29 protein-coding genes are annotated in these 24,744 nt (G+C 64.5%); 12 read left to right on the top strand and 17 right to left on the bottom strand.

Annotated elements, in window-relative coordinates:
- Positions 1 to 9 precede the first annotated feature (9 nt).
- From glpK to serS, 4 genes are read right to left on the bottom strand one after another with little or no spacing between them, the layout of a single operon-like run.
- Positions 10 to 1,470 (bottom strand): glycerol kinase GlpK, encoded by a 1,461-nt coding sequence (glpK, locus tag KBX13_RS06870; RefSeq protein WP_256021394.1) that lies wholly within the window; start codon positions 1,468 to 1,470, stop codon positions 10 to 12.
- 3 nt (positions 1,471 to 1,473) lie between these two features.
- Positions 1,474 to 2,301 carry an HAD family hydrolase gene (locus tag KBX13_RS06875; protein ID WP_070361759.1) on the bottom strand — a complete coding sequence of 276 codons (828 nt, stop codon included), beginning with the start codon at positions 2,299 to 2,301 and terminating at the stop codon, positions 1,474 to 1,476.
- A 1-nt stretch (position 2,302) separates the two neighbouring features.
- A complete protein-coding gene (locus tag KBX13_RS06880) occupies positions 2,303 to 3,124 on the bottom strand; it encodes a 1-acyl-sn-glycerol-3-phosphate acyltransferase (protein WP_256021395.1) in 822 nt (273 codons plus the stop codon).
- Complete coding sequence (gene serS / locus KBX13_RS06885; protein ID WP_070361757.1) at positions 3,124 to 4,377, bottom strand: serine--tRNA ligase; 1,254 nt, start codon at positions 4,375 to 4,377, stop codon at positions 3,124 to 3,126. Before serS ends, KBX13_RS06880 begins: the two co-directional genes overlap by 1 nt.
- Before the next feature lie 88 nt (positions 4,378 to 4,465).
- On the opposite strand from serS, the gene KBX13_RS06890 reads away from it, so the two are divergent.
- The 3 genes from KBX13_RS06890 to KBX13_RS06900 are packed head-to-tail and all read left to right on the top strand — an operon-like array spanning position 4,466 to position 6,582.
- Positions 4,466 to 5,215: a GntR family transcriptional regulator gene (locus KBX13_RS06890; RefSeq protein ID WP_252931694.1), complete on the top strand. Its 750-nt coding sequence runs from the start codon at positions 4,466 to 4,468 to the stop codon at positions 5,213 to 5,215.
- 3 nt (positions 5,216 to 5,218) lie between these two features.
- A complete protein-coding gene (locus tag KBX13_RS06895; RefSeq protein WP_070361756.1) occupies positions 5,219 to 6,235 on the top strand; it encodes a septum formation family protein in 1,017 nt (338 codons plus the stop codon).
- Complete coding sequence (locus tag KBX13_RS06900) at positions 6,235 to 6,582, top strand: metallopeptidase family protein (protein WP_256021422.1); 348 nt, start codon at positions 6,235 to 6,237, stop codon at positions 6,580 to 6,582. Before KBX13_RS06895 ends, KBX13_RS06900 begins: the two co-directional genes overlap by 1 nt.
- 16 nt (positions 6,583 to 6,598) lie before the next feature.
- Here the strand turns inward: KBX13_RS06900 and pheA are convergent, their stop codons facing one another.
- Positions 6,599 to 7,489, bottom strand: coding sequence for a prephenate dehydratase (pheA, locus tag KBX13_RS06905; RefSeq protein WP_256021397.1), 891 nt, complete (start codon positions 7,487 to 7,489; stop codon positions 6,599 to 6,601).
- Positions 7,490 to 7,507: 18 nt separating this feature from the next.
- Between pheA and KBX13_RS06910 the strand changes: the two genes are divergently transcribed.
- Both KBX13_RS06910 and KBX13_RS06915 read left to right on the top strand, forming a co-directional pair.
- Positions 7,508 to 8,203 (top strand): CPBP family intramembrane glutamic endopeptidase, encoded by a 696-nt coding sequence (locus KBX13_RS06910; protein WP_256021399.1) that lies wholly within the window; start codon positions 7,508 to 7,510, stop codon positions 8,201 to 8,203.
- Positions 8,200 to 9,453, top strand: coding sequence for an LCP family protein (locus tag KBX13_RS06915; RefSeq protein ID WP_256021401.1), 1,254 nt, complete (start codon positions 8,200 to 8,202; stop codon positions 9,451 to 9,453). The genes KBX13_RS06910 and KBX13_RS06915 overlap by 4 nt, the downstream gene beginning before the upstream one ends.
- 39 nt (positions 9,454 to 9,492) lie before the next feature.
- On the opposite strand, the gene KBX13_RS06920 is transcribed toward KBX13_RS06915, so the two are convergent.
- From KBX13_RS06920 to msrA, 3 genes are read right to left on the bottom strand one after another with little or no spacing between them, the layout of a single operon-like run.
- Positions 9,493 to 10,398 carry a DUF5926 family protein gene (locus KBX13_RS06920; RefSeq protein ID WP_256021402.1) on the bottom strand — a complete coding sequence of 302 codons (906 nt, stop codon included), beginning with the start codon at positions 10,396 to 10,398 and terminating at the stop codon, positions 9,493 to 9,495.
- Positions 10,399 to 10,418: 20 nt separating this feature from the next.
- Positions 10,419 to 11,147 carry a glycerophosphodiester phosphodiesterase family protein gene (locus KBX13_RS06925; RefSeq protein WP_256008287.1) on the bottom strand — a complete coding sequence of 243 codons (729 nt, stop codon included), beginning with the start codon at positions 11,145 to 11,147 and terminating at the stop codon, positions 10,419 to 10,421.
- The gene (msrA, locus tag KBX13_RS06930; RefSeq protein ID WP_256021404.1) at positions 11,147 to 11,788 is read right to left on the bottom strand and encodes a peptide-methionine (S)-S-oxide reductase MsrA; all 642 of its coding nucleotides are present in this window, start codon (positions 11,786 to 11,788) and stop codon (positions 11,147 to 11,149) included. The genes KBX13_RS06925 and msrA overlap by 1 nt, the downstream gene beginning before the upstream one ends.
- Positions 11,789 to 11,871: 83 nt before the next feature.
- Here msrA and KBX13_RS06935 point away from each other — a divergent pair, with 83 nt between their 5' ends.
- Positions 11,872 to 12,474 carry a superoxide dismutase gene (locus tag KBX13_RS06935; RefSeq protein ID WP_070361750.1) on the top strand — a complete coding sequence of 201 codons (603 nt, stop codon included), beginning with the start codon at positions 11,872 to 11,874 and terminating at the stop codon, positions 12,472 to 12,474.
- Positions 12,475 to 12,860: 386 nt separating this feature from the next.
- Positions 12,861 to 14,036: an MFS transporter gene (locus KBX13_RS06940; protein WP_070975656.1), complete on the top strand. Its 1,176-nt coding sequence runs from the start codon at positions 12,861 to 12,863 to the stop codon at positions 14,034 to 14,036.
- A gap of 24 nt (positions 14,037 to 14,060) precedes the next feature.
- On the opposite strand, the gene KBX13_RS06945 is transcribed toward KBX13_RS06940, so the two are convergent.
- The gene (locus tag KBX13_RS06945) at positions 14,061 to 15,539 is read right to left on the bottom strand and encodes a TM0106 family RecB-like putative nuclease (protein ID WP_256021406.1); all 1,479 of its coding nucleotides are present in this window, start codon (positions 15,537 to 15,539) and stop codon (positions 14,061 to 14,063) included.
- Between the two features lie 86 nt (positions 15,540 to 15,625).
- Between KBX13_RS06945 and KBX13_RS06950 the strand changes: the two genes are divergently transcribed.
- Entirely contained in the window at positions 15,626 to 16,255 is a 630-nt protein-coding gene (locus KBX13_RS06950) for a DUF6474 family protein (protein ID WP_070361747.1), read from the top strand.
- 93 nt (positions 16,256 to 16,348) lie between these two features.
- Complete coding sequence (locus KBX13_RS06955) at positions 16,349 to 16,669, top strand: Lsr2 family protein (protein ID WP_070361746.1); 321 nt, start codon at positions 16,349 to 16,351, stop codon at positions 16,667 to 16,669.
- Here KBX13_RS06955 and KBX13_RS06960 read toward each other — a convergent pair.
- The gene (locus KBX13_RS06960; protein ID WP_070361745.1) at positions 16,666 to 17,304 is read right to left on the bottom strand and encodes a response regulator transcription factor; all 639 of its coding nucleotides are present in this window, start codon (positions 17,302 to 17,304) and stop codon (positions 16,666 to 16,668) included. The two genes, KBX13_RS06955 and KBX13_RS06960, sit on opposite strands and share 4 nt — an antisense overlap.
- Positions 17,301 to 18,563 (bottom strand): sensor histidine kinase, encoded by a 1,263-nt coding sequence (locus KBX13_RS06965; RefSeq protein WP_256021408.1) that lies wholly within the window; start codon positions 18,561 to 18,563, stop codon positions 17,301 to 17,303. Before KBX13_RS06965 ends, KBX13_RS06960 begins: the two co-directional genes overlap by 4 nt.
- On the opposite strand from KBX13_RS06965, the gene KBX13_RS06970 reads away from it, so the two are divergent.
- Positions 18,562 to 19,122, top strand: coding sequence for a DUF2020 domain-containing protein (locus KBX13_RS06970; RefSeq protein WP_083329434.1), 561 nt, complete (start codon positions 18,562 to 18,564; stop codon positions 19,120 to 19,122). The two genes, KBX13_RS06965 and KBX13_RS06970, sit on opposite strands and share 2 nt — an antisense overlap.
- 4 nt (positions 19,123 to 19,126) lie before the next feature.
- Here the strand turns inward: KBX13_RS06970 and KBX13_RS06975 are convergent, their stop codons facing one another.
- Together KBX13_RS06975 and KBX13_RS06980 are read right to left on the bottom strand one after the other, a co-directional pair.
- Positions 19,127 to 19,279, bottom strand: a complete 153-nt coding sequence (locus KBX13_RS06975) for a hypothetical protein (protein ID WP_168156155.1) — start codon at positions 19,277 to 19,279, stop codon at positions 19,127 to 19,129.
- A 3-nt stretch (positions 19,280 to 19,282) separates the two neighbouring features.
- Positions 19,283 to 20,074 (bottom strand): class E sortase, encoded by a 792-nt coding sequence (locus KBX13_RS06980; protein WP_070975660.1) that lies wholly within the window; start codon positions 20,072 to 20,074, stop codon positions 19,283 to 19,285.
- Positions 20,075 to 20,090: 16 nt separating this feature from the next.
- On the opposite strand from KBX13_RS06980, the gene yidC reads away from it, so the two are divergent.
- Positions 20,091 to 21,197, top strand: a complete 1,107-nt coding sequence (gene yidC, locus KBX13_RS06985; RefSeq protein ID WP_256021410.1) for a membrane protein insertase YidC — start codon at positions 20,091 to 20,093, stop codon at positions 21,195 to 21,197.
- On the opposite strand, the gene KBX13_RS06990 is transcribed toward yidC, so the two are convergent.
- From KBX13_RS06990 to KBX13_RS07005, 4 genes are all read right to left on the bottom strand, one after another.
- Positions 21,160 to 21,792 carry a TetR/AcrR family transcriptional regulator gene (locus KBX13_RS06990; protein ID WP_070975662.1) on the bottom strand — a complete coding sequence of 211 codons (633 nt, stop codon included), beginning with the start codon at positions 21,790 to 21,792 and terminating at the stop codon, positions 21,160 to 21,162. The genes yidC and KBX13_RS06990 overlap by 38 nt on opposite strands.
- A 140-nt stretch (positions 21,793 to 21,932) precedes the next feature.
- Complete coding sequence (locus tag KBX13_RS06995; RefSeq protein WP_070361740.1) at positions 21,933 to 22,202, bottom strand: GlsB/YeaQ/YmgE family stress response membrane protein; 270 nt, start codon at positions 22,200 to 22,202, stop codon at positions 21,933 to 21,935.
- Between the two features lie 142 nt (positions 22,203 to 22,344).
- Positions 22,345 to 23,238 carry a universal stress protein gene (locus KBX13_RS07000; protein ID WP_256021412.1) on the bottom strand — a complete coding sequence of 298 codons (894 nt, stop codon included), beginning with the start codon at positions 23,236 to 23,238 and terminating at the stop codon, positions 22,345 to 22,347.
- A 76-nt stretch (positions 23,239 to 23,314) separates the two neighbouring features.
- Positions 23,315 to 23,461: a hypothetical protein gene (locus KBX13_RS07005; protein ID WP_176754811.1), complete on the bottom strand. Its 147-nt coding sequence runs from the start codon at positions 23,459 to 23,461 to the stop codon at positions 23,315 to 23,317.
- A 22-nt stretch (positions 23,462 to 23,483) separates the two neighbouring features.
- On the opposite strand from KBX13_RS07005, the gene KBX13_RS07010 reads away from it, so the two are divergent.
- Positions 23,484 to 24,461, top strand: a complete 978-nt coding sequence (locus KBX13_RS07010; RefSeq protein WP_256021414.1) for a pseudouridine synthase — start codon at positions 23,484 to 23,486, stop codon at positions 24,459 to 24,461.
- The last annotated feature ends 283 nt before the right edge of the window (positions 24,462 to 24,744 follow it).

The following is a 24,744-nucleotide window of genomic DNA, read 5'->3' on the forward strand; positions in this document are numbered from 1 at the left end:
GGCTAGCGGCTAGGCAAGGTTATAGGAACGGCGTACCGCATCTTCCCACGCGGCGACAAGCACTTCGCGAGTCGCCGCGTTTGCCGTATCTTCCCAGGTTGTGGGCGTGCCGAGGGAGAGTGGGGCGTCGAGAAGCCCGGCGCCCATCCCCGCTGCCGACGCTGCCCCCATGACCGTGGTTTCGATGTTGCCGGGGCGCACGACGCGGGTGCCCAGGATGTCGGCCTGCATCTGCATGAGGAGGTCGTTGGAGGTCATGCCGCCGTCGACGCGCAGCTCACGGAGTTCGGCGCCCATTGCTTCGACGACCTCGCGGGTCTGCAGGCATGTTGCTTCGAGGGCGGCGCGCGCGATGTGGCGGCGGTCCACGAAGCGGGTCAGGCCGGTGATGACGCCGCGGGCGTCCGGGCGCCAGCGCGGCGCGAACAGCCCGGAGAACGCAGGCACGATGACGACGCCGCCGCTGTCCGGGACCTCGCTGGCGAGTTTCTCGGATTCGGCGGCGGTGCGCAGGATCCCGAGCTGGTCGCGAAGCCACTGAATGAGCGATCCACCCACCGCGACGGAGCCCTCCAGGGCGTAGACGGCGGGCTGCCCGGCGCGCTGGTAAGCAACGGTGCTGAGCATGCCGGTCTCGCTGAAGGTGGGCGTGGTGCCGGTGTTGAGCAGCATGAACAGGCCGGTGCCGTAGGTCATCTTCGCAGCACCCTCTTCGAGGCCGCCTTGGCCGAAGAGCGCCGACTGCTGGTCGCCGAGCACGCCGCAAATGGGCACGTTGGCCAGCGGACCCCGGTTGCGGACCTGGCCGAAGTCGCCGACGGACGGGCGGATCTCCGGCAGGATTTCGGGCGGCACGCCGATGGCTTCGCACAGGTCAGGGTCCCACTGGAGGGTTTCCAGGTCCATCAGGAGGGTGCGGCTGGCGTTCGTGACGTCGGTGACGTGCAGTGCGTTGTCAGGGTCGCGCTGGCCGCCGGTGAGGTTCCAGATCAGCCAGGTATCCATGGTGCCGGCGAGCAGCTCGCAGCGGGCGGCGCGCTCGCGGGCGCCGTCGACGTGGTCGAGGATCCAGGCCCACTTCGGCCCGGCCGGATACGAGTTGCGTAGCAGCCCGGTGGTGGCCTGGAACTCGGTGGCGTCGCCGCCGTAGGAGGTGCGGGTGTCCTGCCACACGATGGCGTTGTAGATGGGTTTACCTGTTGCGCGCTCCCAGATGACGGCGGTTTCACGCTGGTTGGTCAGGCCCAAAGTGGCGATGGCGGCTTCGTCGATATCTGCGCTGGCCACGGCGTCGCTCATGGCGCGGCGCGTGTTGCGCCAGATCTCGAGTGGGTCGTGCTCGACCCAGCCTTCGCGCGGCAGGATCTGCCGGTGCTCGAACTGCGCCTGCGCGATCACCTTGCCGCCCGTAGTGGCGACTACGAACCGGGTTGATGTTGTGCCTTGATCAATAGCCGCCAGCAACGTCATGAGTTAAAACCAGTGCTCCAGTACTTGTGCCACGCCGTCTTCATCATTCGATGCGGTCACAATATCAGCGGCGTCCTTCACCGCGTCCGTCGCGTTGCCCATGGCAACGCCCATGCCGGCCCACGCCAGCATCTCAACATCGTTTTGCATGTCGCCGAACGCCACCACCTGAGACGGGTCGATCCCGTACTGGGCCGCCAGGTAGGAAACACCTGCCGCCTTGGTCACGCCGGGGCGCGAGAACTCGAGCAGCCCCTCCTCCATGGAGTAGGTCACGTGCGCGATGTCCTGGTCGATCTCGGGGGCGATCATGTCGAACATCTCTGCCGCCATCAGGTCCGGGCAGCGCACGAGCAGCTTCGCCGCAGGTTCTGCCAGCAGCTCCTCGACGTGGACGACGCCGAAGCGGGCGTCCCAGGCGTCCGGGTTGTACTCCGGCGTGATCAGGAAGCACTCTTCCTCCGGGTCGAGCGCGCTCTGGCTCAGCCGTTCCACCCCGTAGCCCACGGTCACGTCGGCTTCCCCCATCACCTTTTCGACGACCTCCACGGTCTCCTGCATACTCTCCGGGGACAGCGCGAAGGATTTCACCACTTCGTCGTGTTCTGGGTCGTAGATGACGGCGCCGTTGGCGGCCACACAGACCGGCTCGAACGGCAGCTGCTCGAGCACCGGCAGCAGCCAGCGGTGGGGGCGCCCGGTGGCCAGCCCGAACTTGGTTCCGCCGCGCACAGCCCGCGCGACGACCTCCAGCAGACGAGGTGTCACCCGTCCGTAGGAGTTGAGGAATGTGCCATCGATGTCACTGATGATCAGGCTGGGGGCGTTCATGTTATTTCCCTTTCTTTGCCTCGCGTTCTTTTCGGCGAATTTCGGCTGCTTCTTCAAGAGTCGGTGCGCTCCCTCCGAGCGAGGCCGGCATCCATGGCTCGCCGGGCTCGAAGGGTCCGAAGCGCGTTTCGTATTCGGCGCGGGTGGTCTCCAGCATGGCTTCCATCGCTGCCTTGAGCCTACCCGTGGCTTCTTCAACGGTGCCGTCGACAGCAACGGGTTCCCCGCAGCGGATGATGACCGGAATGCCCGAGCGTCCGAGCCGTTTCGGCTGGTCTTTGGTCCACAGGCGCTGGGAGCCCCAGATCACGCAGGGCACGAGCGGCACTCCGGCCTGGCGAGCGATGCGCACGGCGCCCGTCTTAAAGTCCGCAATCTCGAAGGAGCGCGAAATCGTGCCCTCCGGGAAGATGCCGACGATCGCCCCTTCGCGCAGGGCGGCAACGGCGGCGTCGATAGCCCCGGCGCCCGCCGAGCGGTCCACAGGGACGTGTCCCATGTTGCGCAGCAGCCACCGCAGCACCGGAATGCCGAAGACTTCCTTCTTCGCCATGAACCGCACCAGGCGCTCCCCGCGCAGGTACGGGCCAATGCCCGCCAGCATGAAGTCAAGGTAGCCGGTGTGGTTGATGGCCAGCATCGCCCCGCCGTCCAGCGGGACGTGCTCGAGGCCGTGGACCGTCGCCTTCGTCCCGGCGAACCGGAAGTAGCGCTTCGCCGCACGCACGATCCGCTGGTAGAAGCGGTTCTGCATATCACCGCTGTGCGGCTGCGGGGCGGTGTAGCCGTCCGCTACTTCAAACAGTCCATCAATCGTGCGCATTAGGGAACCAGTACGTCCTTCCCAACCCACGGGCGCAGCGCCTCAGGCACCTTCACGGAGCCATCTGCCTGCTGGTTGTTCTCAAGGATTGCGACGAGCCAGCGCGTCGTCGCGAGCGTGCCATTCAGGGTGGCGGCGGTCTGGGTCTTGCCGTTCTCGTCGCGGTAGCGGATGGACAGTCGGCGTGCCTGGAAGGTGGTGCAGTTCGAGGTCGACGTCAGCTCGCGGTACGTATCTTGCGACGGCACCCACGCCTCGGTGTCAAACTTGCGTGCCGCGGACGAGCCGAGGTCACCAGCGGCGACGTCGATAATGCGGTACGGCACCTCGACTGCGGCGAGCATCTCGCGCTCGAGTCCGAGCAGCTTCTGGTGCATCTCTTCGGCGTCCTCAGGCTTGCAGTACGCGAACATCTCCAGCTTGTCGAACTGGTGGACGCGCAGGATACCGCGGGTGTCCTTGCCGTAGGAGCCGGCCTCGCGGCGGAAGCAGCTGGACCAGCCGGCGTAGAGCAGCGGGCCGTCCGAGAGGTCAATAATCTCGTCGGTGTGGTAGCCGGCCAGCGCCACCTCAGAGGTGCCAACCAGGTAGAGGTCGTCGCGCTCGAGGTAGTAGATCTCCTCATCGTGCTCGTCGAGGAAGCCGGTGCCCTGCATGACGTCGGGGCGGACCAGAACCGGCGGGATCATGACCTTGAAGCCGGCCTCGCGGGCCTTCTGCGCGGCGAGCATCATCATGCCCAGCTGCATCCAGGCGCCGTCGCCAACCAGGTAGTAGAAGCGAGCGCCGCCAACCTTGGTGCCGCGCTTCATATCGATAATGCCGAGGTTCTCGCCCAGCTCGAGGTGGTCCTTCACCTCGAAGTCAAAGGTTGGGACCTCGCCGACGTGCTCGAGGACCACGAAGTCCTCCTCGCCGCCAGCCGGTGCGCCCTGGATCGGGTTCGGGATCTTGTACTGCAGGTCCTGCACGGCCTGCTCGGCCTCAGCCTGCTTGGCCTCGGCGGCCTTCACCTTCGCCTTGAGTTCGTTCGAGCCCTCGAGCAGCGCCGGGCGCTCCTCCGGGGAAGCCTGGCCAATCTTCTTGCCGAAGGCCTTCTGTTCCGCACGCAGCTCATCTGCTGCCTGGATTGCCTCGCGGCGCTGCTCGTCGGCCGCTAGCAGCTGATCGACGAGGGAGGGATCCTCGCCACGGGCGGTTTGGGACTCTCGGACGTCGTTTGCATTCTCGCGCAGAAATTTCAGATCAATCACGCCCACAACTCTACCCGGTTCCGCCCCTCGATACGCCACCTGCACCACCGCCCCGCTCTGGTAATAACCAGTGCGCTATGGTGGGGGTATGTCCACGCCCGAGCAGCCCCCCACCGAAATCCAGGAAGGCCCCCTCCCGAAACACGCGCAGCTACGCATCATCCTCGAAGAGTACTGCCGCAACGAACTGTCCCCCGGCGACCCGCTGCCCGGCGAACGCGCCCTCGAGGAGACCTACCGGGTCTCCCGGATCACGGTGCGACGCGCGATCGGGGACCTCGTCGCCCAGGGCAAGCTCCGCCGGGTCCGGGGCAAAGGCACGTTCGTGGCGCCGAGCCCGCTGGTGAGCAAGCTGCAGCTGGCCAGTTTCTCCGAGGAGATGCAGGCGCAGGGCGTAGTGGCGTCGTCAAGTATTTTACTGGCGGAGCGCGCGCCAGCGCCTCAAGAAGTCGCCGAGTACTTCGGCACCCCGCCGCACACAGAGCACATCCACCTGCGTCGCCTCCGGCTTGGCGACGCCCAACCCTACGCCGTCGACGACGGCTGGTACAACGGCGAGCTGGTCCCCGACCTGCTGGAACACGACCTGCAGGCGTCGGTGTACGAGGTACTCGATAAGCGTTACAACCTCGGCATCACCAAAGCTGAGCAGACCGTGACCGCCGTGAATGCCGGCGCGACCGTCGCCCCGTTACTCGAGGTGCCGGCGAACCGCGCGCTGCTGCGAATCGTGCGCTATGCGCAAAGCCATGGCACACGTGTGGAATACTGTGCCAGTGTGTACCGGACGGATCGTTATAGTCTGCACACACAGGTACTGCGCAACCTCGAGGGATAGGAAATGCACATGGCTAGCAGGACAACAGCGCTGCGCGGCTTTCTCGTCGCGCTGCTCGCGGGTGCGGTCGGCTTCGGCTCCTACACCTACAACGCCTCACCCGCGCCGCAAGGCGGCACTGATGCATCTGGGGTATCGACGTCCACTCCGAAGCGACAGAGCAAGAACAAGCCAGCGCCGTTCACCACGGCGGACCAAGGCGCCTGCCTGACCTGGGAAGCCGATGCCGAGGGCCACATCACCGCCTTCGAGCAAACCGACTGCGCACTCGAGCACCGCTTTGAAATCTCCGCGCGCGAGGACCTGGCCACCTATCCCACCTCCGAGTTCGGGCCGTCTGCGCCGATGCCGAACCAGACCCGCCAGGCGCAGCTGCGCGAGGAGCTGTGCGGAGGAGCAACCCTGCGCTACCTCAACGGCGCCTTCGACCCGAACGGGCGCTACTCGATCGCGCCGATCCTGCCGCCCGCGGCCGCGTGGGAAGAGGGTGACCGCACCATGCTGTGCGGCCTGCAGGAAACCGACCGCGACGGCACCCCAATCCTGACCACGGGCCGCGTGTCCGAGCAGGACCAGGCGCGCACCTTTAATCCCGGGGAGTGCGTGGCCATCGACGGCACCTCCAGCCTGAGCAGCGTGGATTGCAACGAGCCACACCAGATGGAGATCACCAGCACGGTGGACCTCGCACCGGTTTTCCCCGACCACACCCCGAGCATCGAAGAGCAGGACAACCACCTTCGCGACGTATGCACCGACGCCGCCCAGAAGTACATGGGCGCGGAGGAAAACCTCTACCAGATCGCGCTACAGCCGTTCTGGACCACGCAGAAGCCGTCCGCCTGGGAGGGCGGCTCGCACAGCGTGAACTGCGCGCTGGTCTTTTCGAATCCGGAGGGGCAGTTCGCTACCCTGACCGGGTCCGCGACCGCCGGGCGCGAAGTGCTCAAGATCGACGGCAACCCGCCACCGGAGCGGCCCGAGCGCCGCCCGCTTCGGGAGGAGCAGCCCCGACCATGATGGAGCCGGTCAGCCAGGACGCCTTCGAGGAGATGATCAACGACGCCCTGGACACCATCCCCGAGGAGTTCGCCCACCACATGACGAACATGGTGGTGCTGGCCCGTGACTTCAACCCGGACGAACCAACGCTGCTGGGCCTGTTCGAGGGCATCCCCCTTACTGAGCAGCACTCAAATCACAGCGGGTTCCTGCCAGACGCGGTATTCGTATACAAGGACGCACTCGAGGCGATGTGCAGCGACGAAGAAGAACTGCGCCACGAAGTAAAGGTGACCGTCCTGCACGAGGTCGGCCACTACTTCGGGCTCGAGGAGCACGAGCTGCACGAACTCGGCTGGGGTTAGCCGAAGTTACCCCTGCTTAGCGCAGTCCGTCTACCCAGGACTGGGCCTCCGCGAGGCGCGGGTTACTACTCGGCCAGGTTGCCTGCTGCGCGCACGGCCACGACCCCAAGTATGTAATTTGCGAGGCACGCAGGTAGACCGCCCGCAACGCTTCCGCGACGGCGGTGTCATCGATATGCCCCACGATGTCCACGTGGAAGGAGTACGTGTTCGGCTCCTTGCGTGTTGGGCGCGACTCAATACGGGAAAGATGCACGCCGCGGAACGCGAACTCCTGCAACGCCGCCACCAGCGTGCCAGGCTCGTTCGGGGTCTGAAACACGATCGACGTCCTATCGTTGCCCGTGCGCGGGGTCGGCTTCCCCGACGGGCCCACTAGCACGAAGCGCGTCCGCGCCGTGGACAAGTCGGCCACGCCGCGCGCGTGCACCTCGAGTCCGAGCAGCTCCGCCGCACGCTCCGGGGCCGCGGCCACGTCCGCCTTCCCCTCAGCGACGAGCTGCGCCGCCGCGCCGTTCGATGTCGCCGGGTGGAAGGTCGCGTTCGGGGCGTGCTCGGCCATCCAGCGCTTGACCTGCTGGTAGGCCACGGGGTGGGTAGCGAAGCGGGTGGCGTCGACAAGTGAAGCACCGGGCCGCGTCATGATGGCGAAGGCGATCTCGAGCTCGGTCTCACCGTAAATCTGCACCCCGGGAGCCTCCGCCAGCGCGTCCGTGGTCGCGGTGACCGCGCCGTCGACCGAGTTCTCCACCGCAACCACCGCGTAGTCCGCGCGCCCGGCACGCACCTCGTTGAGGGCCTCCGCCGGGGAATCCACAGGCACAAGCTGCGGATCGGGCAAGTCAAAGTTCCAGACGGCCTGCTCCGTGAACGTTCCCGCCGGGCCGAGGTACGCAATCGTTGTCATGGGGCTACTGTAGCCTGCATGCACACTCGGTACCGCGTTGAAGTCCTCCTCGTGCTGGCCGTCACCTTCGGCGCCAGCGGGCTGCGCGCCGCGCTGCGCCTGGTGGACTCGCTGCTGCAGGCGCCCCTCAACGAGCAATCGACGACGCTCTACTCCCAGGCGAGCTCCATCGGCTGGCTCGACGTGGCGCTCCAGGCGGTCTCAGCCCTGTCGCTCATCGGGTGGGGCGGCCTGGCGTGGTACCTGCTGGGCACCGCGTGGGTTGCGCCGAAGTGGCGCGACTGGCTGCGCGGCGCCGGGTTCGCGGCCCTCATCGGCATCCCGGGACTGGCGCTCTATATCGGGGCGGTGCACTTCGGCTGGTCCAAGGTGGTCATCCCCACCACCGAGGCCATCCAGATCCCCACCTCGCTCCTGTGGGCTTTCGCCAACGGGTTCGCCGAAGAGGTCGTGGTGGTGATGTACCTGTGCACCCGGCTGCGCCAGATGCGCTGGTCGGTACCTGCCACGATCGCCGCCTCCGCGGTCTTACGTGGCTCCTACCACCTCTACCAGGGGGTTTCCGCGGGCTTCGGAAACATCGCGATGGGCGCCATCTTCGCCTACTACTACCACCGCGCCGGCAAAGTCTGGCCACTCATCCTCGCGCACTTCCTTATCGACGCCGTCGCTTTTCTCGCCTACCCCCTCCTGCCGTCTACACTGTTGCCATGAATACGCCGCATTCCAACGATCCCCGGGATAACCTCGAGGACTTCGTGCTTGGCAAGGACGGCCAACCACTCGTGGACCGCTACGGGCGCCCCATCCGGAAGCGTCGCCCGCAGCGGGAACAGCAACGGCCCGCTGCCTGGCAGGAGCGGCCAGCCATCCGGTCGGAGCGTCGCGAGCCGCAGGAAACACGGCAGTACAGCCCGCGCGACTACGAACCGCGCGAATACCGGCCACGCCAATACCCAGCGCAGCAACGACCGGTTCAGCAACGCGCGCCGCAGCAGCGCCCGGAGCGCGAGCACATTCCGATGCAGGTCACGCAACGACCACAACAGCAGCGTCCGCAGCGGCGAAGAAGGCGTCGTAAAGGTGGCTGCGGCCGTCTGCTCGCGGCTCTCCTCGTGGTGCTGCTCGCCCTCACCTTCCTTGTCGACGCCCGACTCTCCCGCGTCGACGCCCTGCCCGCCGAGCGCATCGCGAACACCTCGGGCACGAACTGGCTGCTCGTCGGGTCTGACTCGCGCACGGGCCTGAGCGAGGAGGACGCGGCGCGCCTCGGCACCGGCGGCGACCTGGGCACCACCCGCACCGACACGATCATGCTGCTGCACCTGCCACTATTCGGGAAGGCGACGCTGGTGTCCATCCCGCGCGACTCCTATGTGGCCGTGCCCGGCTACGGGCAGGAAAAGATCAACGCGGCGTTTGCCTACGGTGGCCCGCAGCTGCTCATCCAGACCGTTGAGCAGGCCACTGGCCTGCGTGTGGACCGCTACGCGGAAATCGGCATGGGCGGGTTGGCCAACATCGTCGATGCCGTCGGCGGCGTGGAGATCTGCGTCTCAGAGTCCATCCAGGACCCGCTGGCCAACCTGTTTGTCGAGCCCGGCTGCCAAACAATGGACGGTGCGACCGGCCTTGGGTACGTGCGCACCCGCGCCACCGCCCAGGGCGACCTGGACCGCGTCGGGCGCCAGCGCGAATTCCTCGGCGCGCTGACCAGCCGCATCCTCTCCCCCGGCGTGCTGCTCAACCCGTTCCGGGCGCTGCCGCTGCTGTGGACCGCCCCGGCCATGTTCACCGTGGGCAGCAAGGACCACGTGTGGAACCTGGCCCGCATTGGGTTGGCGTTCAGCATGGGGCTGAACACGGAAACCATCCCGGTGGGCGGGTTTATGGACGCGGACGTGGGCAACGTGATCCTGTGGGACGAGGTCGCTGCCGAGCAGCTCTTCTCGTCCCTCAGGTAGGCCCCCGAATAGCCCCCGTGCAGCCCGGTCGCCCTCTGCTTAGATGGTGACCTGGCGGGACTTGATATTGTCCAGCTGCTTGCGCTCGTCGGCGCTGAGCTGGGCATCGTTCGCGTACTCGGCCTCGATAGCCTTGTTCAGCGCTACCAGTGCATCCGCGTAGGACGCAGGCTCAACCGTCGGGTCCAGGTCCCACACCGGGACCACGACGCCGTGGGTGCGGAACGCGCCCGCGAACTTCGTGCCCTCACCCAGGTTAAGCTCACCGCGCGCCGCGATGCGCGCCAGCGCCGAGAGCATCTGGCTCTCGTTATCCTCGGTGCGCACCCAACGGATGTGCGCCTTGCCGCCGCCCGGGTTGACCCACCACACTGCGCCCGGCGCGTCCGACTTGACCTCGACGGACGGGATGACGGCGTCGTTCGCGGCCGCCATCGCCTGCTGGATCTGCGGCGGAACCTGGGCATCCTCCGGGAACCACCAGGAGAAGTCGTCGTAGGAGGTGACGTCCAAGGCGGCGTCAACCGGGAAGATGTCCTTCAGGGTCGGCTGCTGGCCGTCGGCCGCGGTGGACTGGAGCTGCTCGCCCTCCTTGGCACTCAGCACCCAGTTCAGGGCGTACGCAAGATCGCGGCCCGGGTTTTGGGAGTGCGCCGCAACCTGCAGCGCGACCAGGCGCTCGCCGCCCTCGCGCACCATCGCCGCAACGGCGCCTGGCAGCACGGTCACCAGCTGCACCGGGGTGTCCTTCACGGTCACCTGCGCGGTCGCGGACGGCACGAACTCCTGCAGCGCCACCAATTCGGCCTCGGCGGCCAGGCCCTCGTACGGGCGCGGGTCCTTCTGCAGCGCCTCGCGCTCAGCGGCGCGGGCAGCGAGTTTCGCCTGGCGGCGGCTCATTCCCTCTGGGAGATTCTCTTGCTTTCTACGGTTCTTTTTAGCCATAGACACACATCGTACAGGCGCTACAGCAGCCCTGCGTACGTCTGCAGCGCCAGCTGCGGGTGGTCCGTCGCAATCGCAGCGATGCCGTGTTCGGCACACCACCGCATATCCTTCGGGTCGTTGACCGTCCACACGTACGTCGGGCACCCATACTTACCGATCAGCTCCGGGCGCTGCTGCACATGCGCCAACCCTGGCCCGATCCCGTACGGGCTCGACAGCATCACGCTCTTCGGGTTCCACTTCGCCTCACGCACCCTGAACAGGTAATACGTGAGCAGGTCCGGCGCCATCCGCGTGAAATACCGCACCGCCTTGTGCGAGAAGGAAATGATCTTGACCTGCTCCGAATCCAGCATGCCCGCGTACGCCAGCGCCCGAAATGTCGCCTCGTCCACCTCGGGGCCGTAGCGCGTCGGATGCTTCGTCTCAATATAGAGGTGCTTGTCCGGGTAGTCCTGCAGCAGCTCGAGCAGCTCTTCGAGCAGCATCACCTGCTGCGGGCACTCATCGGTGCCGCAGTTCAGCTCGCGCAGGTCGCAAAAATCCATCGTGGATACGCGCCCCATCCCGTCCGTAGTGCGGTCCACCAATCCGTCATGGAACACCACCAGTCGCCCGTCGCGCGTTAACCGCACGTCACACTCCACGCCGTGGATCGGCAGCTTCAGGCCCGCCTCAAACGCCAGGCGCGTCGACTCCGGGTACATCGCCGAAAAGCCACGATGCGCCACAATCTTCGGCAACACTAGATCCCACACTCCACGCCCGTCGAGTGGTGCGGGCAGTACCCGTTCGGCACCTTATGCAGGTACTGCTGGTGCTCATCCTCCGCCAAGTAATAATCGACGCCCCATCGCACCTCAGTCGTAATCGGGGCATAGCCGGCGTCGATAAGCTGCTCACCGTAGTGCGCAACCCACCCCTCAATTATCGACGCCTCATCCTCCCCATCCGTATAGAACGCCGAGCGGTACTGCGTACCCACGTCATTGCCCTGGCGGAAACCCTGCGTCGGGTCGTGCGCCTCAAGCGCCGCACGCACCAACTCCTTCAACGAGACACGCTCCGGGTCGTAGACCACCTCCACCAGCTCAACGTGGTTCGTCTGCCCACTGCACACCTCTCGGTACGTCGGGTTCGGCGTCACACCCCCGCCATAACCAACCGACGTCGACTCCACCCCCTCCATCTGCCAAAACATCTTCTCAGCACCCCAAAAACACCCAATGCCCACCAGCAAGCGGCGCTGGCCCTCGCGCCACGGGCCAGTAATCGGCGTCCCCAGCACAGCATGCGGACGCGGATGCGCCAACACAGGCTCATCACGACCCGGCAACGTGCGATCTTCAGGAACCAGCTTCGGCTCCGGTGCAAATAAGAAACCCATAAAAATTAGCGTACGCCATTGCGGGAATGTGATTCTTGTCTATTATGGGGCACGTCACCAACCCCAAACGAAAGGAACTGACAATGGCTGTTTACGAACTTCCAGAGCTCCCATACGCATACGACGCACTCGAGCCACACATCTCGGCCGAGATTATGGAGCTGCACCACGACAAGCACCACGCAAACTACGTCGCTGGCGCAAACGCCGCCCTCGAGGCCCTCGAAGCAGAGCGCAACGGCGACGCCAACCCAGACAAGCTGCGCGCACTGTCCAAGAACCTGGCATTTAACCTGGGTGGCCACACCAACCACTCCATCTTCTGGAAGAACATGGCGCCGAACGCAGGCGGCGCACCAACCGGCGCAATCGCTGAGGCAATCGACCGCGACTTCGGTTCCTTCGAGAAGTTCCAGGCACACTTCTCCGGCGTTGCAACCAGCCTGCACGGCTCCGGCTGGGCAGTCCTGGGTTACGACCACATCGCAGGCCGCCTCATCATCGAGCAGCTCACCGACCAGCAGGGCAACATCTCCGTTGACTTTACCCCGCTGCTGATGCTCGACATGTGGGAGCACGCGTTCTACCTGCAGTACAAGAACGTCAAGGGCGACTACGTCAAGGCTTGGTGGAACGTTGTCAACTGGGACGACGTCAACGAGCGTTTCGCAGCGGCTTCCAAGTAAGTCGGTATAGACAACGCCATGTAATTCTGTTAGATTAAAGGCGCTCTCGCGAGGAGCGCTTTACATGGCCACCCGCCGTGTTTCATACAGGGGTATGAAACACGGCGGGTTTTATCTGTATTCACGACGAGTCCGTTGAAGGAACCAGGACCCACTAGGGATATTAGGGTAGGCTAACCTGTCACGCAAGAGGGGGTAGGGGACGGGGTTAGCTGGGCCGATTTTGGGCCGCAGTGTTCGCTCCGGTCGACCTGCGCACCAGATTCCACCACGCGCCGAAAATGACCTGGGCTTTTACAAATCCGCCCGTCGAAAAACCAGGAATTTGGTGCGGCAATGTAGAACGCTCCTTGAGGTCCCCGCCACAAAGTGCCAGGATATGCAGCATGAAGAAAGGGAGCCCGGAGTATCGTCGCGCAACGATTGCGATGCTGCTCGCCGGGCTCGGAATCTTTAACGCCCTCTACGCCACCCAGGCCCTGCTCCCCACCCTGGCGGAGGCGTTCGACGCTTCCCCGTCCACGACGGCGCTGACGGTGTCGGCGGCGACGGGCGGGTTGGCGCTGTGTGTGGTGCCGGCGTCGATACTTTCGGAGAAGTATGGGCGCGGGCGCGTGCTGATCGTGTCGGCGCTGGTGGCGACGGGCATTGGACTGTTGTTGCCGCTGGCGCAGTCGATGGAACAGCTGGTGCTACTGCGAGCCCTGCAAGGCATCGCGATTGCAGGCACCCCGGCCGTTGCGATGACCTGGCTCTCCGAGGAGCTCGACGCCAAGGACCTGCCCGGCGCGATGGGCTTGTACATCGCCGGCAACACGATCGGCGGGCTGACGGGCAGGTTGATCCCGACGGGGCTGCTGGCGGTCACGTCGTGGCGGTGGGCGCTCGCGGCCAGTAGCGTGACGGCGCTTGCACTGGCGATTGCAACGGCGATCCTGCTTCCTGCGCAGCGCAACTTCACGCCGAAGGCGAAGCTGCGACCGGGCAATGAGTTCCGCGCGATGGTTCGGCACGCGAGGAACCCGCGGATTCTCGCGCTGTGCGCGACGGCGTTCATCGGGATGGGCGTGTTCGTTTCCCTGTACAACTACCTGGGGTTCCGCGCGATTGACTACTTTGGCCTGCCGCCGTCGCTGGTGGGGCTGGCGTTTTTGCTGTACCTGTCGGGGACGTGGTCGGCGTCGCGTGCGGGTGCGCTGGTGAGCAAGTACGGTCGCGGGCACGTGGTGATTGGGGGCGCGTCGCTCATGGTGGTGGGCCTGATACTGGCGGCGATACCGAACCTGGTGGCGCTGCTGGCCGGTCTGCTGGTGTTTACGGCGAGCTTCTTCGCGATGCACTCGACGGCTTCCGCGTGGGTGGGCATCATCGCGGAGCGCGACCGGGCGGAGGCGTCCAGCATGTACGTGTTCTGGTACTACATGGGGTCGTCGATGGTGGGGGCGGCGTCGGGCTGGGTGTACGAGCTGCTGCCGTGGGCCGGGTTCACGATGGTGCTGGCCTGCCTCGTTGTGGTGCTGGTGCTGATTACCGCGGCGGTGGCCCGCAACACCAGGCGTTAAAACACCAGGCGCTAAACCCCAAAGCTAGAGCAAAGGGATGCCGGGGGCGTCGGCGGCGAGGAATTCGCGGACGGCACGGGTGGCCCGGCAGTCGTCTTCGTTGTACTGCAGCAGGGTCTGCTTTGCGTCCTCGTCGCCGCGGACGGCGGCGAAGCGGCGGTCGATGGAGGCTTCGCCGTCCATGTCGTCGTCCTCCCAGTGAAAGCCCACGATGGGCCCGAGCACTTTCAGCCCCAGCCCGTCGGTGCCCACCAGGTGCCTGCGCACCGACGCGAACACGTCGACCCACTCTTCGGAAGCGATGAACTCCTGGACTTCCTTGGCGTCGATGCTGGCGAAGCGCTGCGCGGACATGCGCAGCCAGTGGTTTTCGCCGGCGGCGGCGTAGCAGTAGGCGGCGAAGGTCTTGCCTTCCGCGTGGGCTTGGGCGCGCTGGTCGAGGAGCCAGCGCCAGAACGCACCGAAGTTGGCTTCCTCCGCGTCGCCGCCGACTTCCTCCCACGTCACGAACGGCCGGTAGCGCTCGCCGTCAAAGGTGCCCCACAGGTAGGCGCCTTGGTCCATGTAGGACTCCATGTCGATGTCGATCTCGACGTCCGCACGGCGAATACCGATCGGCCCCGGTCTCCTGAGCAGGGGGATCCCGGCGCGCCAGGCTTCGGCGATGCGGGAAGGTTCGCCGAGCTGGGCGTCGATAAGCTGTTGGACCGTCGTGATGCCCTGGGCGCGGAAGCGGTCACCCTTGCCGCCGGGTAGCACCAGCGAGATGTCGTCGCGCGCCTCGAGCTCAGGCAGGCACAGTGGCCAGAACCTGCAGGTGGCGCACTGTTTGTAGCGGGTTGGGTGCTCGGGCGTGGGCTCGGCGAGCGCGAGCAGCAGCGGCGCGACATACTTTTCGACGTCCACTCCGTACGCCAGCGACCTATCCTGCCCAATGACGCCGCCGCGGCCCGCGGAGCGCTCCCCGAGCAGGAGGTGCGCCATGGCTAGCCGGTAGCCGTCGACGGTGTGGTGGCGGTACTTGCCCGCTACCCGCAGTGGTGCCCCCAGCCCAAGGCGCCCAACCGGCACGGCCTGCAGCGTCGAGGTCGGGTGCGTGCGCGCGACTCTGTGGTTCGAGATGATCACTGGCACGTACCCGTCGGCGGTGCGCACCAGGATGTCGACGTCCACCTCGACCGCCACCCCGGCGATGTCCCCATGGAGCGTGGCGCGTGTGATCAGGTGGGTGCCGCGGCGCATCAAGTCGAAGACGCCCTCGGTGGTGGCGTCCGCGGCGTCGGCGCGGGTGAAGAGGCGGCGCCGGCCGTCGCCAAGCGCTGGCTTGGTAGGCAGCTGGGCGAGTACCGCCTCCTGCACCGCGATGCGCTGCGGCATGTGCGCCTCGGCCTCCTCGCGCGACGGGTAGTCCGGGAACTGGCACCTCCGGCGGAACCGGAAGCGGCACCCCACAAGATCCGACGGCCGCATGCGTGTGCCATCCTGCTGCTTCGACGTACTCACAATGGGCAATACTCTACTAGGCGCAGTGGAGAAACAGGTAAGGTTGGTGTCCAAACGAACGCTGAAGCGTAAAGGAGTTAACTCGCATGGGACTGTTCAAATCCATCCGGAAAGCACGCACGAAGGCCAAGGCTGAGATTAAGGCCGCGCAGGCGCACGCCCGCAAGCTTGCCAAGGAGGAGGCGAAGCAGGACTTCCGCACCGCAAAGCTGCTGGACAAGGCCGAGAAGCGCCTGCTGAAGGCAGAGAAGCAGGGCCTGAAGCAGAAGCGCAAGCACGAGGAGCGGCTGGCGAAGGCACATCTGCAGCGCATTGAGGAGTCCGGCATTACGAAGAAGAAAGCCAAGCAGTGGCTCGGCGCGACCCGTCTGCTCCTGCCGGTGCTGTTGCCGCTGTTCTACAAAGGCTGGACGTCCTACCAGCAGAAGCAGGTACAACAGCGCGCGCAGAGCGTCGGCCTGTCCTCCCAGGAGGTCTCGCGCTTTTCTGAGCGCGGCGGGCAGCTGAAGTCGCGCGTCGACGCCCTCGAGGGCCAGGTCAAGACCGCCGAGCTGCCGAAGGGCTTCGCCACCGACGCGAAGGTCCGCCTCGCGGAGCTGCAGACCGCGGTGGAAAACGCCGAGCACATGAACCCGGTACAGCAGCGCCTGGCACACAACTCTATTGATGAAGACCTGCAGAAACTGTCCGCGGAAGTGCAGAAGAAACTTAATTAGTATTATCGGCCAAAGTATTTGCTAGACTTCCTCCAAACGCGAACACTACTCCCAAGTATCGCTCTTGGGAGTACCGGAGAAAGGACAGCCTTCATGGCCCGGCAAAATATCACCCAGTTTTTCGACGACCTGGACCACACGCCCCTGCACGAGGCGGATGTTCGCGTGATCCGCTTCGGGTTACAGGGGAAGAATTACGTGCTGGACCTCAAGCCGGAGAACGCGGAGCGCTTCCTGGCGCAGCTCAAGCCGTACGTCGAAGCAGCCAGGGAGGCGTGCGACGCGACCGATCGGGCCCTTGACCCCGCCGAGATCCGCCGTTGGGCGCAGACCGAAGGCCTGCCCATTGCCAACCGCGGCAAGATCCCCCTCGGCATCGTGGAAGCATTCCACGAAGCCCACCCCTACTACTAGAGCACGCCCTGCTCGCGCGCCGATGCCACGGCGGAAGTACGGGAACGCACACCCAACTTGTCGTAAATGTGCACGAGGTGGGACTTCACAGTCGCCTCAGAAAGCATGAGCTCCGTGCCAATCTCCCTATTCGACGACCCCGCCGCCACCAACTGCAGCACCTCCAGCTCACGCGGCGTGAGCGAGGAGCGCGGAGTGCGGTCGCGCGTCTCGAGGCGCTCGCGCACCACCGGGGACATTGTGGCGTCGCCACGCGCGGTGGAGCGCACCGCGGCGACGAGCTCCTCCGGCGGGGCGTCCTTCAGCAGGTAGCCGACAGCTCCGGCCTCGATCGCGCCGAGGATGTCGGCGTCGGTGTCGTAGTTGGTCACCATGAGCACCTTCGGCGGGTTCGTCATCGAGGCGATGATCTGCGCCGTTGCCTGCGCGCCCGTGGTCACGCGGGTGCCCTCGACGCCCGCGCCGAAGCGGAGGTCCATCAAAATCACGTCGATGCCACCGGCCTGCGCCATCGCGATCGCGCCCTCAGCTGTGGCAACTTCGCCGACGACCATAATGTCTTCGGCCTCCTCGAGCACGGCCCGAAGCCCCAGCCGGACGATCTCATGGTCATCAGCCAGCAACACACGAATCATGAAGTTTTCCTCTCCACCTGGTCAGTCTTTTGTTTGATACTACTCGGTACCGCCACAGAAAGCGCTGTCGGCCCGCCGGGCTGGGACTCAATTGCCAGCTCACCGCCCAATTCCGCGGCCCGAGAACGCATGGCATCGAGGCCCAAATGGCCTAACCCTGAGGGCTTTTTGGCCTGGCTCGCTACGTCGAAGCCCTTGCCGTTGTCCACCACATCAAGGCGGACCTCGTCACCCCCAAACGTCAGCGTGATGCGCATGCGGCTCGCCTCGGAGTGCTTCACCGCGTTCGACACCGCGCCCTGCGTAATACGCAGCAGGCCGGCCTCGATCCGCATCGGCAGCTGCTGCGGTTCACCGTCGACCTCCACCTCGATGTCCATGTCGCCCGTCGTACCGAAGTCCGCCGCGATGCGCCGCAGTGCCTCCTCCAGCGACGTCGTGCTCAGCGGCGCCGGTGTCAGCGCCGCAATAATCGCACGGGTCTCCGCCAAGTTTCTCGACGCCGCCCTGCGTGCCGTCTCCATCCTCTTCAACGGCGCCGCCAGCTCTTCCTCCGAAAGGTCCGTTGCCAACAGGTCGCGCTCCGCGGCGTGCAGCAGCATCTGGATCGAGGACAGGTTCTGCGCCACCGTGTCGTGAATCTCGTGCGCGAGCCGTTCCCGCTCCTGCGCCACACCGGCTGCGCGCTCCGTAGTTGCTAGCTGTTCGCGTGTCTCCAGTAACTCGTTGTTGAGCTCGGCGCGCTCGTCGCTCACCTTCGTAATCGTGGTGAAGGCATAGTTGATCGCCAGGACCACCACCGCCGACAGCGCCGGCCCCAACACGCTGCCCAGCGTGAGATGATCCGGCAGCTGTACCAGCACCGTGATCACAAGCCCAGCAGCAACCCCGGCAATACCTCGCCAGTCGTTGAACGCCCGCATGTACACGAAGAACAGGATGAACACCCAGTACATCGCAACCACTGAGATCGTCGTGTCCAGCATCCACACGCCAGTCAGCCCCACGAGCCACAGCACGCGGCCCGGGGTTGCCCAGTAGTGCATCTCTGTCATCCCGTAGAACAGGAGGAAGGAAAACGTCGTCACCAGAGTGATGTGCAGCAGCGCCTCATCCAGCGACATCCGCGCCAGCGCCGCCAGCGACACCAACACCAGCGACACCGACAACACCGTGATACCGATATCCAAGGAGCGGTTTACCGGCACCTCAGTGGTTTCGCCGGGGCCCGGCGACAACACAGCTAATCTGGAACCCATGCGTTTGACACTACCCACCCTCGCAGCAGTCATGGCATTCGGCGTCCTCGCCGGGTGCGCCGCCCCCGACCCGGATCCGGCGCCCGCGGGCGAAGGGGGCGTCGAGAAGCAACAAGCCGCCCTGCCTCTCGACGCCCTGCCCGCCACCGACCGCAACGCGTGGCAGCCCTGCCCATACCTCGACACCGACTGGGTCGCCGACGCCAACGGCCAGCGCGTCACCGGCGTAGGTATCGACGCCCGCTTCGACCCCCCAGCCTGCCAGTTCTGGTCCTACCCGCCCGAGCCGCAGCTCACCGTCATCGTGCGGCACATGGACAGCCCCGAGGACGCCATGGCCGTTGTCGACTGGGCAACACCCATCGACTACACCGAACCCGCCAACCAGCCAGCCGGGTGGAACGGCGGACGCCACGGCGGCGGGGCCGTACCCAACAGGATCGGCGCCGCCTACTCCGTGGCCAAGAGCAACACGGCCGTGACCGTGTTCACCAACCAGGACGAGTCCATCAAGGCGCAGCTCGTCGCCGAGGAGACCATCAAGAACCTGCAGCTCTAGGGCGTTACACTGCAACGTCGTTGTAGGGCATCTGTGCCGATACCCACGGAAACACCACTTCCATCAGCAGGAAGAACACGGCCACCGCGATCACGATCGCGAGCAGCCACTTCACCGGCGTAGGGCCCGGCAGCATCCGCCAAAGTGCTCCATACATTGTCTATCTCACCTCCGACATCGCCTGCGGCAGCGTTTGCTCGCCCGGTGTTTTCGCCAGCACCTCAGTCTGCACGGCGTGGATGATCATGCGCTCCGCGTTCGAAAACTGCGGGTGGCACGTGGTCAGCGTGATCATGCCCAGCATGTCCGGGCGCACCTCAATGGAGGGCTGCTCCGGGATCGGGTTGATCACGTTCACGTCCCCCGGCAGCGTGATGTGTCTGCCCACCACGTTGCGGTACTCGCCCGTCGCGATCGGCTCGTTGATCTCGGCTGGCACGCAGCCCGCCGCCACGTCCCGGCGTTCCTGCGGATCCAGGCCCATCGGCAGCACGCGGTACGTCACCCAGGAATCCTGCGTCTCCACCACGATGGCGTCGCAGCTGTTCAGCGCCCCAAGGTCGTTGAACGGCGCGCCCTTGCCCACGCGGTGCCCCGCCACCGCGAAGTTGCCCGGCTCGCCCGGCATCTGCGTGTCCGGGTAGCGGCCCGGGCCCACCAACAACTCGTTCTCGTCGGTGCCCTCGATGATGGCGAACTGGTAGTCCGACCCGAACGCAGGGATGTACATGCGCGCGAATGCGTCGCCGAGCTGTGGCGTGCGCAGCTGGCGCGGGTTCTTCCACTGCTCCGACAACGTGTCCTGCGCTTCGTTCTGCATCTTGCCGGACGCGATATTCGTCCAATAGGACTCGTAAAACGCGAACAGCAACAACAACGCCCCGATGGTCAGCAGCACCTCGCCGAACACCTGGGAGGCGCGCACCTTGCGTCTGGGTTGTTGGTAAACCATGGCCTAACATTAGCGAATGATGGAAATCCTCGTCTATCCCGTATCCGCCGTGCTGCAGTTCTGGCACTGGCTCCTCGCCGACGTCCTCGGTGCCCCCGTCTCTGGCGCCTGGATCGCATCCATCATCCTGCTGGTCATCACAGTGCGCGGCGCCATCGCACCGTTTTCCTGGAAGACGTACAAGGTAGGCCGCACCAGCTACATGATGCGCCCGCACATGAAAGCCATCGCGGACCGCTACGGCAGCTCCACCGCACTCGAGGACATCGAGGCGGAACGCGAAGCCATCAAGAAACTCCGCAGCGAGCACGGCTACAACCCGCTCGCCGGCTGCGTTCCCGCCATGATCCAGCTGCCGTTCTTCTTCGGCCTCTACCGCTTGCTGTACTGGCTCGCCGTCCCCGACGTCGGCGACGCCCACCGGATCGGCCTGCTCACCCCAGACGAGATCGAAAGCTTCCGCAACACCACGCTTTTCGACGTCCCCCTCCCCGCCTACGTCTCCATGACACCAGAGCAGTTTGCCTCCCTCGGCACTACGGTCGACGCCGTTCGCAGCCTAGCCATCCCGATGCTCATCGCCGCCATCTGCTTCACCAGCATCAACCTGCTGCTCTCCCAGATCCGTAACCGCACCACCCTCGAGTGGGAAAACGCGTTCACCCGCGGCAGCTACCGGTTCCTGTACTGGATGATCCCCTTCATTGCGCTGTCCCTGACCACGGCGGGCCTGCTCGGCCTCGTGCCGATCGCGCTACTGCTGTACTGGGTGGTCAACAACTTCTGGACCGCCTCACAGACCGTTCTGCTCTGGGCGTTGCTTGTAAAGCGTTTCCCATCCGAGGAGATTCACCGCAACCATGTGCGCGAGGCGCGCGAAGCGTACGTCGAAAAGAAGCGGGAGAAGCACGAGCGCAAACGGGCCTGGCGCCGCAAGAAGGCTGGCGCGCTCGTGCGACCGACGACCATCCCAGCGGTTCGCCGCGACATCCGCGCAGAAAAATCCGCCCTAGCCGAAGCCAAGCGCGACGAGAAGCGAGCCAAAAAGGCCATCGAGAAAGAGCGGTCGAAAGTGCAGCGGGAGGCTAAATCGAATAGTCAGCAGGAGGAGTCCCAAGCGTAGCTTTCGCTAGCGTACGGGCAGTTTCCAACGGTGCGGTATCGCGCACAAAGCGGGCTCCAGCCAGGCCGCCGTCGAGGAAGATCAAAAGCTCATTCGTCTGCGAGGCCGAGTTGTAGCCGTTCTTCACGCTGAGCAGGTGCGTAATCGTGTCGTACATCCACTGGCGGTGCTTCTTACACGCCGCAACGATGCGTTCCTCCGACTCCGTGTCCGGGCGCGGATACTCGTTCGCCGCGTTCAGGAACGGCGAGCCACGGAATTCCCGGTCCGGCTCCTCCTCAATCGCCATGTCGAAGAACGCCAGCACCTTCCCATCCGCGTCGTAGACGTGCTCGGTGCGCTCCGCCCAACGCTGCCGGTATTCCTCGTCCAGCCGCTCAATGTACGCGATGACCAGGTTGTCTTTCGACCCAAGCAGAGAGTACAACGACGCCTTCGCGACGTCCGCCTCCCTCAAAATACGGTCAATACCGATGACGCGGATGCCTTCTTCTTGGAAGAGTTTCGTGGCGGCGTCCAGCAGCCGCTGCCGGGGGCTGGGACGATTCCGCCTCCTGGAAGCACTCTTTGCCTTGCTGGTTGTACCGCTGCTCACGCGACTGCTCCTCCAAAATCTCTAGTAGACAAACCAGTACGTTCACCATACCGCGTACCGTAGTTTCTGAAAAGAAAAATACCGGCCGGGGGTGTGTCCCTCCGGCCGGTACATACATCACGCGCTTTTCGCGCTACTAGCTATTGGCGTTGTTTGCCTTTCACAAAGTTGACGATGGTCAGCAGGATCACCGCACCAAGGATGCAGGTGAAGAAGCTAAACCAGAGCCCGCCATTGTCGACGTCCACTCCGAACTTCGCCAGCAACCAGCCGCCAATCAGGCCACCGATAATGCCGACAATAATATTCAGGCCGATGCCCATATCGGCGTCCTTGCCCTTAATCTTCGAAGCGATCCAGCCCGCAAGTCCACCGATAATAATCCAGCCGAAAAAGCCAAGTCCCAGCATGTGCACGTCTCCTTCTATAACGATCGTTTAATGTCTACTGACCATGGTGCCTCCCATTCGGGCATAATGCCACTACGATTCGGACACCAACGGGTAACGATCTGGAAACGGCACCGCTGGGACTTGGTTGCGTTCCGCGAGATTAGTCGTTCGGACGAACAACCATCATCGGGCACGGCGCGGACTGCAGCAGCGCACGCGACGTCGAGCCGAGCAGCATGCCCTTGAACCCGCCACGACCGTGGGAACCGGTGACCAGGAGCTGTGCGCCTTCAGCGGCCTCGGTAAGCGCGCGGACTGGACGGTCACGCGTAATCACCTTGCGGATCTGCACATCTGGGTACTTCGCGGCAGAGTCCTCCAGGTAGCCTTTGAGGATCTCGTCCTTCTCCTCCTGCACAGCCTTCCAGTGCTCGTCCGTGACAGAGAACCCAGCGCCCGGCCCCTGCACCTGAGTATCGATCCACGTGTGCACCGCAATCAACTCCGCACCGCGAGCGTGCGCCTCCTCAAAGGCGACCTCCGTCGCATGGCGGGAAACCTCAGAGCCATCAACGCCGACTACGACCGGGCCGTACTTATTCTCTTCCGTCACGTTGTTGTCCTCGCGGACCACCACAACCGGGCAGCTTGCGTGGGAGACAACCGCACCAGACACAGAGCCGAGGACCATCCCGGAAAGCCCGCCAAGGCCACGCGACCCCATCACGATCATGGTCGCGGTACGCGACATCTCAAGCAGCATGTCAATCGGGGATCCCTCCGCGATTGCGTGCCCAATCTTGATATCTGGGGCGACCTCAAGCGCGATGTCACGCGCCTCCTCGACCTTCTGGATGGTTTCCTTCTGCAGATCGTCGAACAGCTCCTTCGGCGGAACCATCCCCTCCGCGTACAGGAACTGCGGCATGGTGTAGCTTGCAGCCAGCTGCAGCGCGATGCCGCGCTTCGCGGCGGTGTTCGCCGCCCAGCGGACCGCGTTGTGGGAAGCCGGGCTTCCGTCCACAGCTACGACGACCATTTCTTCATTCGACATGTGTTTCGCCCTTTCTCAAGAAGGTAGGCAGTTTCTACCCCCATTGTAGACAAAACCCACATCGATATCGTGGCCCTTATTTGGGAATTTCCACGGGCTTCGCACCCTCAGAGTTCGCAGGGAAGAACGTCTCATAGAGTGCTCGCAGCACGTCCGCGATCACCTTCCCGATACCTTCATTGAAGAACGCCAGTACTGGTTGCAACATCGCTCCAATATCCATAGCGACTAATCTAGCAAAGGATATGAGTAGAAAACGAAGGAAGTCGCCCCCGCCACTGCCTCCGCGCGATGGCCTCGGCGCGTCACGAGTCCGCGTCCCCGACGCCCCCATTACCGCCGGCGACTTCCTCACCGAAGTCATCAAGGGGCAGCGCCACCGCCACCCCGATGACGACGCCGCAGCCGTCCTCCAGCGCTTCGCCGTCGGCGAAGTCGTCCTGCGCGACGGCACCCCGCTCTCCCCCAACGATATTTTGCAGCCAGGCACAGACGTCTTCTTTTATCGACGCCCCGCCCCCGAAACTCCCGTACCGTTTACTCACACCGTGGTGTTCGAAGACGATAACGTCCTCGTCGTCAACAAACCGCCGTTCTTGGCGACGATGCCACGCGCCGCCCACATCACGGAGACCCTCACCGTCCGCCTTCGCCGCGAGACCGGCAACGAGGAGCTCGCACCGGCGCATCGCCTCGACCGCATGACGAGTGGACTCTTGCTACTGACGAAGCGCCGTGACGTCCGCGGGGCGTACCAGGACATGTTCGCCCGCCGAGAAGTCCGCCGCCTGTATTCCGCGGTTGCTCCTTATGATCCTTCGCTACCTGCCGGACCTTGGCGGCATCACATCGTCAAAGAACACGGCGAAGTTGCTTCCAAGATTGTCCGCGGCGCGGAACCCAATTCAGAAACGCTGTTCCTTGGCGCGTCCCGTTTGCCGTCAGAAGAGGAAACAGTGCTACAAGAACGCTACGGAGTGGAAGGACCGCTCGGGCGCTATCTCCTCGAACCGATCAGTGGACGCACGCACCAACTGAGAATCCAGATGTTGGACGCCGGGGTGCCCATCATCGGCGACTCTATCTACCCCGTCCCACATCCTTTTGGGGAGGACGACTTCACCAAACCAATGCTGTTGGAATGTATTTCCGTTGCCTTCACCGACCCGCTCTCCAGCAAGGCCGTCCACTTCACGACCGACCCATCGGTGCCCTGGCCATAAACCCTCTCGGAGTACCAATAGTGTGTCTCCAACGGTAGCCGAGGCAGCTGTGCACCACATTCCGGGTCTTCGAGACTGTGCGGTGGCGTTTCCCCAGCTCACGCCCCCTACGTAAAGGAATCTGGTGCGCACACCCCCACGCCCGTGGTGCACACCCCCACCAAAACAAAAAAGTGTGGTGAGTATGTGCCACAACAACACACACTCACCACACACAAGAAAATGAAGTTATAGGCCGGCGGTAACCTACTCTCCCACACCCTCCCAGGTGCAGTACCATCAG

The organism is Corynebacterium sp. CCUG 51687, assembly GCF_024453995.1.
Taxonomy (GTDB): domain Bacteria; phylum Actinomycetota; class Actinomycetes; order Mycobacteriales; family Mycobacteriaceae; genus Corynebacterium; species Corynebacterium pseudogenitalium.